This is a genomic window from Chryseobacterium sp. CH21 (assembly GCF_004119445.1).
In the GTDB taxonomy this organism is placed as follows: Bacteria; Bacteroidota; Bacteroidia; order Flavobacteriales; family Weeksellaceae; genus Chryseobacterium.
The window spans coordinates 72,168-79,612 of record NZ_QICI01000069.1; the positions used below are offsets into that span (position 1 = coordinate 72,168).

The 7,445-nt window shown below is 33.9% G+C and carries 8 protein-coding genes and 1 pseudogene; all 9 read right to left on the reverse strand.

Annotated features, from left to right (window positions below; all coding sequences use genetic code 11):
• Positions 1–56 precede the first annotated feature (56 nt).
• The gene (locus BOQ62_RS14870) at positions 57–1,343 is read right to left on the reverse strand and encodes a sensor histidine kinase (protein ID WP_129040705.1); all 1,287 of its coding nucleotides are present in this window, start codon (positions 1,341–1,343) and stop codon (positions 57–59) included.
• Positions 1,343–2,014, reverse strand: a complete 672-nt coding sequence (locus tag BOQ62_RS14875; protein ID WP_129040707.1) for a response regulator transcription factor — start codon at positions 2,012–2,014, stop codon at positions 1,343–1,345. The genes BOQ62_RS14870 and BOQ62_RS14875 overlap by 1 nt, the downstream gene beginning before the upstream one ends.
• Positions 2,015–2,161: 147 nt before the next feature.
• A complete protein-coding gene (locus tag BOQ62_RS14880) occupies positions 2,162–2,368 on the reverse strand; it encodes a PepSY-like domain-containing protein (protein WP_129040709.1) in 207 nt (68 codons plus the stop codon).
• 35 nt (positions 2,369–2,403) lie between these two features.
• Positions 2,404–2,853, reverse strand: a complete 450-nt coding sequence (locus tag BOQ62_RS14885) for a PepSY-like domain-containing protein (RefSeq protein WP_129040711.1) — start codon at positions 2,851–2,853, stop codon at positions 2,404–2,406.
• 205 nt (positions 2,854–3,058) lie between these two features.
• On the reverse strand, positions 3,059–3,481 hold the full coding sequence (locus BOQ62_RS14890) for a DNA breaking-rejoining protein (protein ID WP_129040713.1): 423 nt from the start codon (positions 3,479–3,481) through the stop codon (positions 3,059–3,061).
• 54 nt (positions 3,482–3,535) lie between these two features.
• Positions 3,536–4,231 (reverse strand): YjjG family noncanonical pyrimidine nucleotidase, encoded by a 696-nt coding sequence (locus tag BOQ62_RS14895; RefSeq protein ID WP_129040715.1) that lies wholly within the window; start codon positions 4,229–4,231, stop codon positions 3,536–3,538.
• A 201-nt stretch (positions 4,232–4,432) separates the two neighbouring features.
• Positions 4,433–5,022, reverse strand: a pseudogene (locus BOQ62_RS14900) (RNA polymerase sigma factor).
• Between the two features lie 193 nt (positions 5,023–5,215).
• Positions 5,216–5,707 carry a hypothetical protein gene (locus BOQ62_RS14905; protein ID WP_129040717.1) on the reverse strand — a complete coding sequence of 164 codons (492 nt, stop codon included), beginning with the start codon at positions 5,705–5,707 and terminating at the stop codon, positions 5,216–5,218.
• A gap of 86 nt (positions 5,708–5,793) precedes the next feature.
• Positions 5,794–7,074: a methionine adenosyltransferase gene (metK, locus tag BOQ62_RS14910; protein WP_129040718.1), complete on the reverse strand. Its 1,281-nt coding sequence runs from the start codon at positions 7,072–7,074 to the stop codon at positions 5,794–5,796.
• Positions 7,075–7,445 lie beyond the last annotated feature (371 nt).

Genomic DNA, 7,445 nt, shown 5'->3' on the forward strand with positions numbered 1-7,445 from the left:
ATATAAAAAAGCCTTTCGTTTGAAAGGCTTTTTCTATTCATATGAAGTATGTTTTTTTAGCGGGCATTATTCTTTGTCAGGATAAAATAATGCATCTGATCCCCATATTCGTAATTGATATCCCAGCCCGGATATTGTTTGATAATGGTTTTAATGATAGACAATCCCAGTCCGGTGGAGGTATGATCTGATCCCTGTTTATAAAAACGGTTAAAAATCCTTGACTGATCTAAAGACACAGGATTTCCACTGTTTTGAAATGCTATTCTGTTATTTTCAATGATAATGTTCAGAGTTCCTTCTTCATTGTTATATTTTACTGCATTTTTAAGAAGATTAGACAGCAAAATATCTGCAAGATCCTGATTGAAATCCGCGACAAATTTTCCTTTTTCAATGATATTGACTTCTACTTTTTTAAAGGCAATGAAATCTTCATAATTCTGAACAAGCTGGGCGATCATTCCATTAAAATCAACATCTGAAGTTTTATAAAACTGACTGTTTTCAATCTTGGAAAGCATTAATAAAGATTTATTTAAGCCTACCATTCTTCTCAGATCATTCTTCACTTCAGTAAGAAAGGTCATATTCTTTTTGTCAAGATCATCATTCTGGATCATGAGATCGATCTTATTAATCACAATAGCCAAAGGAGTCTGAAGTTCATGGGATGCATTTTCAATAAACTGTTTCTGCTGGTAGAAAACAAGTTCATTGCGTTCAATCATCTCATTAATTTCAACATTTAATTCTTCAAACTCTGTGATTCTGTAAGTCTGCTTTTCCTGTGAAAATGGAATTCCGAACTGATATTTTTTAAGCTTATCCAGAATTCTGTAGAACGGTCTCATCGCTTTATTCAACAGATATCCATTGACAGCAACAATACTTATGACTAAAAGGATATAAAGTACAATCAACGCAGTCGTAAGATCGTAGATCAGCTCATCTTCCTCTACGGTAGAAGTTCTGATAACAAGCCTTTGCTGCTTTTTGAACTGATCAATGAAGTCTGCCTCAAGAACTCTGTAAGGCTGGTCTTTATCATCATATTCCATGTAGTACATTTTGTTGTAAAGCCTGCTTTTGTTTTGATAGCTTTCAGCTTTAATGGGATTGATTTTAAATTCATTAAATCCAAACTCATTATTGTTCAAAAGCTGAGGATTAAGATAAACAGCCTTAATGATCTGTATCTTTCTATCCCTTAAACCATCATCTACATTATCATGCACTTCATCCAGAATGTAGGCATAAAACAGACCTGCCCATACCGCTATAATCAGCAGCAGGATCATGATCAGGTATTTTATGGTATAGTATTTTAATGAGCTTTTCATCAGATAAATTTATATCCTATTCCGTACACAGCTTGGAAATCAGCTTCTGCATTGAGGTTTTTTAATTTTTTACGAAGATTTTTAATCTGAGAATAAATAAAATCCAGACTGTCTGCCTGATCGATATAGTCTCCCCAAATAGCCTCTGCTAAAGTTGTCTTCTGCAATGTTTTTTCCGGGTAGATCACAAAATAGTATAAAAGATCATATTCTTTCCGGTTAAGCACAAGCTCTTCATTGCTCACTTTTACCGTTCTGTTCTCCGGATCAATACTTATATTTTTGTAACGGATGATATTTTCGCCGTCCTGATTTTTTCTTCTGATCACAGACTTAATTCTCGCCATCAGCTCTGCAAGGTGGAAGGGTTTTGCAAGATAATCATCAGCCCCAATTTCCAGTCCGGTCACCTTATCATCTACGGAGTCTTTAGCAGAAAGGATGATCACAGGATCTTTCTTATGCATTCTTTTGATCTCTTTCAGCAAGTCGATTCCGTTTCCGTCAGGCAGCATAATATCGAGTAAAATACAGTCGTACTCGTAAGAAATAATTTTATCAAGTCCATTGCGATAGTTTTCTGCATACTCTACAATGAAATGTTCTGTTTCCAGAAACTTCTGTACGGTATCCTTCAGTTCGGGTTCATCTTCTACAATTAAAATCTTCATATTTCTGGATCTATAGGTTCTGCTGCATGATTTATTGATATCAAATATATGAAATTATACGCTGGAAGAATTGAAGAAGGAAACTGGAAGTTATGTGCATCTACATATTTACTTCCCTCTTCCAGCATCCAACTTCCATCCTTACAATCAATTCGATTTCACAAAGTGCCCGTCTGCATCAAAAACCAGACACAAACCATTCATTAAATCAATTTTATAGGTGTTGTATTTTCTTTCAATAGAATCTATCACACTGCAAGGGCGATTTCTTGTCATAAATGAAACGATATTCTTTCTAATCTGGGCAGAAGAGGTTTTTCTTCCGTCATTGTTTATTAAATTCCAGTTGACCATAATATTATTATTTTGTGTTTGTATTCAGTGTAGTATTAATCATCAATTCTTTTAAAATTCCCGTTTCTGTCGAATTCAAGCTCCAATCCGTTGGAAAGTTCTGCTTTGTAAGACCATCTTTTCTTTTCAACTTTAGTAATATAGGTATTGGGGAAATTCTTAGTACTATAATTTCTGATGGATGCAGGAATGAAACCATAAGGAATTTTCTGATGTTTACCATCTACTTCTTTCCAGTTTCCGCTGCTGTCAAATTCCATTTTCATTCCATTAGTTAGATACACTTTGTATTCATCTACACCGTAGATTTCTCTGTCTTCTATTGCTGAGCTTACTGGTATTCCTTTAAAATAGGAAGAAAGAAAGGTTTTAGCTGTTTTGGGTAGCTGATTCGCATTGATTGCCCTATCCTGAGCAAAAAATAAACCTCCACTCAATAAAAATAAGATCATTAATACTCCTGTGATTTTCTTTACATTTTTCATACTATTACATTTTTCTGTTATTATTATGAAGCAAAGTTCTTAATCAATTTGGGAAAGAATTGGGAAAAATGATTTTGGTGGGGAATATTTAATTTAACTACAGATTGACACAGATGTTTGTGTTGGTTTCTAAAAGTATTAAAATAAAAAGCCATCAAGATAATCTCAATGGCTTTATAAACTGTATTTTCAAATTTTATTTCTTTTAATTATTCTTCACCAGAATATTTAAACTAAAATTGGAAACTATATTTCTTCTTGCATCATTTCTCATCAGATACACCCTAATTTTATATGGGCCCGATAAAGATAATGTTCCTGCAAAATTATTTCCTTCTGAACTTCCTACAAAAATAGCTTCATCCTGAGAGCCCGGAGGTAATACATTAAAATAACAACTTCCTTTATCCGCTTTAAAATCAACGTTCAATATCTGATTTTCCTTTGCAGTAACAATATAATCTACCATTTGATATCCTTTTACGGTTCCCTTTATCAATACGGAAGATTTACCTACTTCAAACTTTACTTTCTGTGTTTTAATATCTTGAGAAAAGGCATCTATCCCCAAAACAAATACAAACATCAATAATACTTTTGAAAAAAGTGCAATGTGATTTTTTTTCATATTGAGTAATTTTAAGGTTATTACGATCAAAGTTACAAATAAAAATATTTTTTATTATAAATAATTTTTAAGCTGTAATAAATTCTCAATTACTTTGATCTTGCTGATATCATCTCTCTTTTTATCTATGTCAAAGAAAATAGCATCCATTCCGAAGTCTGTAGCTCCCATAGCATCTGCAATCCAGTCGTCACCAATCAGGATGCTTTCTTCTTTTCTGGCTTCGGAAAGACCTAAAGAATATTCAAAAATCCTAGGATTCGGCTTTCTTACCCCAATTGCATCTGCGCTGGTAATTGTTTTAAAATAAGGTGCAATTCCAGACAGGGTACATTTCCTTTCTGTAACCTCCTGAAATCCATTGGAAATAATGTGTAATGTATAATTCTTAGCTTTCAGATATTCCAAAATGTCCTCAGCGCCTTCTACCAGTTGGTTATGACTCACAATATTATCAAGGAAATTTTCTTCAAAATAAAGAGCGAGCTCTTTATTATCGATTCCAAAATGTTTAAATGAATCATAAAAACGGTGTTCTCTCAAGTACTCTTTGCCAATAATCCCGTCTCTGATCCTTTCCCACAATTCTTCGTTAATATCGTGATATACAGAATGAAATTCTTCAAAGTCTATAGCATACTTCGAAGTAATTTCCTGTTTTTCAAAAAGATCTTTGATGGTAAGATAGGCATTTCTGCGGTGATCCCAGAGTGTGTTATCCAGGTCAAAAAAAACATGCTGCATTTTCATACAGCACAAAGTTAATAATTTTAATTTTTTGAAATAGGATAATTTTTGCTCTTGCTTTTCACAATCTCAAGGCTTTTGGAAAAATTCAGCAAAAAATCAATTGTTTGTTTCTTAGGTTTCAAAGTTTTCACTTTTAAGGAGTCATTTTTTTCATAAGCGAAGTATGTTTTCCTTAAAACGTGAAATTTCACAAAATATTATTTATCTGGTTAATATTATGTTGTTTTCATCCATGATTTTTCTCAGGTTAATGAGCGCATACCGTACTCTTCCCAAAGTGGTATTAATGCTCATCTCTGTATGATCTGCAATTTCTTTGAAACTCAGCCCATCAAAAAACCTCAGTTTGATGACCTCCTGCTGGTTGAGGGGTAAAAATTGCAACATCTTCAACAGATCCTCCTGAATCTGATTTGTTACAAGCTGATCTTCAATATTTTCTGAAGGTTCTCTGATCAAATCAAAAATAGAATATTCATCCGTTTCAAAAGTAGTTTCCGAAACTTTGATATTCTTTGCTTTTGACCTGAAATGATCGATGATTAAATTATGGGAAATTCTTTTCGCCCAAAGAATAAATTTACCTTCTTCGTTATAGCGTCCTTCTTTCAGCATGACAATAATCTTCATGAATGTATCCTGAAAGATATCATTGGCTAAATCTTCATCATTAATTTTGTAAAAAATGAATGTAAAAGTTCTCTCTGATGTCGGTGAATAAGGGTTGATAATGCGCCCTCGTCTCCTTTCTGGTAAAGGGAAATTAGTAAACTATCCGATTTTGATTTCATAACTCTTCTCAATATAAATATTTGCAGACAGGCATTCCTCCAGATATTTCTTCTGGCCTTTGCTGTATAAACAAAACAGTTCTAAAGTAGAGTCACTTCTATAGGCGGGTACAATTATTATGATGTAAATATAATAATTTTTTAATAACTGTTAACCTATTATTAAATTTTATAGAGAAAAATCTAAAAAAAATCATTTAAACATGTCATGAATGAACACGGTAGGGATATTTAATGTAAAATTAACATTCAATCCTTTCATTTCTTTTCCGTTCAATCTCGTATTTCCGATAGGAAATGCATAGCCGCCAGTAAGGTCCAGCATCCCAAACAGAGTAACTCCAATCTTCGGAGCAATATATTTGGTAGTTCCTTCCACTCCGGCTAAGAAGTAATAAGAATGATAGAAATCCACATTTTTTTCAAAATTAAGAAGAACGTCTGCCTGCAGCTTCGGCATAATGGCAAACTTGGAGCCTGCAACGCCCATTAAAGCAGATCCTCCCAATCTATAAATTACATCGTCATTCTTAAGAAAAAGCAATTTGCCCCCTACTTCACCAAAACTTTGGTTCTGGTAGGTATATCCCACACTGATCATTTTATGCATGGTATATTGAGCTTTTATCATTGTACTAAGCAAAACCATGGATAGGATGGCAACTACAGTTCGAAAATTCATCATCTTTCTATATTATTAAGGTGTAAAATTAAAAAAAACTGCCTTATCCAGAGATAAAGCAGTTCATTTATTATTCTTTAAAAAGAAAATTAAATTCCAAAAGCGGTTTTAATTTCCTCTACTTTGTCTAGTTTTTCCCACGTAAAGAACTCAAGACCTTCTAATGTAAGCTCATTTTTATGTCCTTTGTTGAACGTTTTATCAGCTACATAATGCTCTTTACCCATGTGTCCGTAAGAAGCTGTTTCCTGATAAATAGGATTTCTTAATTTTAAATTCTGCTCAATCGCATAAGGTCTTAAATCGAAGATTGCAGAAACTTTTTTCGCAATATCTCCGTCATGAAGATCTACTTTTGCAGTTCCGTAAGTGTTAATATATAAACCGCAAGGCTCAGCTACTCCAATCGCGTAAGAAACCTGTACCAAAACTTCATCAGCTACTCCTGCAGCTACTAAGTTTTTAGCAATATGTCTTGTAGCATACGCAGCACTTCTGTCTACTTTAGATGGATCTTTTCCTGAAAAAGCACCTCCTCCGTGAGCCCCTTTACCCCCGTAAGTATCAACGATGATTTTTCTACCAGTAAGACCAGTATCTCCGTGAGGTCCTCCGATTACGAATTTTCCTGTAGGATTGATATGATATTTGATCTGATCGTTGAATAAAGCTTTAATTTCTTCCGTTTGTTGTGCAACAACTCTTGGTACAAGAATATTCTTAATATCCTCACGAATCTTATTCAACATTTCTTCTTCGCTTCCGAAATCATCATGCTGAGTGGAAACTACAATAGAATCAATTCTGATTGGCTTATGATCGTCAGAATACTCAATCGTTACCTGGCTTTTTGCATCAGGACGAAGGTAAGTGATTTCTTTATTTTCTCTTCTGATTGCAGAAAGCTCTTTAAGGATGGTGTGGGCAAGGTCCAATGCAAGAGGCATATAATTAGCCGTCTCATTGGTAGCATATCCGAACATCATTCCCTGGTCTCCTGCACCCTGAGCATTAGCTTTAGCTTCAAAAGACCCATCATTTACAGCTCTGTCAACCCCCTGGTTAATATCAGGTGACTGCTCATGGATTGCAGAGATCACTCCACAAGAATCTCCATTGAACATATACTCTCCTTTGGTATATCCAATCCCGTTGATTACTTCTCTGGCAATGGTCTGTACATCAAGGTAAGCATCAGATTTTACTTCTCCTGCCAGTACCACCTGTCCGGTAGTTACAAGAGTTTCACATGCAACTTTTGAGTTTTTATCATATGCTAAGAAATGGTCGATTAATGCATCGGAAATTTGGTCGGCAATTTTATCCGGATGTCCTTCTGAAACTGATTCAGATGTAAATAAATAAGACATATAATTCTTTTGTTTTTAAAGATTTAAAAATAATGTTTGCGAAAAATATGAATAGGATTGCCCAGAAAAAAGAATACTGTTTTAGCATTTTTTTATAGAGGTTGCAATCAGGTCAAATTTTTCCTCGTAATAAACGTCAGCAAATTTAAGCACTATTTTCGTAATACTCAAAAATTTTGTTTATTAATTACATTTTTATTTAAATTGATACCCGTTGTGCATTATGAATGCAAAAAAATAAGTTGTTCATTCGATTGAAAACCAGTAAATTGTTTTTGCTACAAAACATTTACAATGAACAACTTAATTGCAAATTACGGAAGAATTTTGGAAGTTTTACGGGAAATTTCAGATGAAACACTTTTATCTTA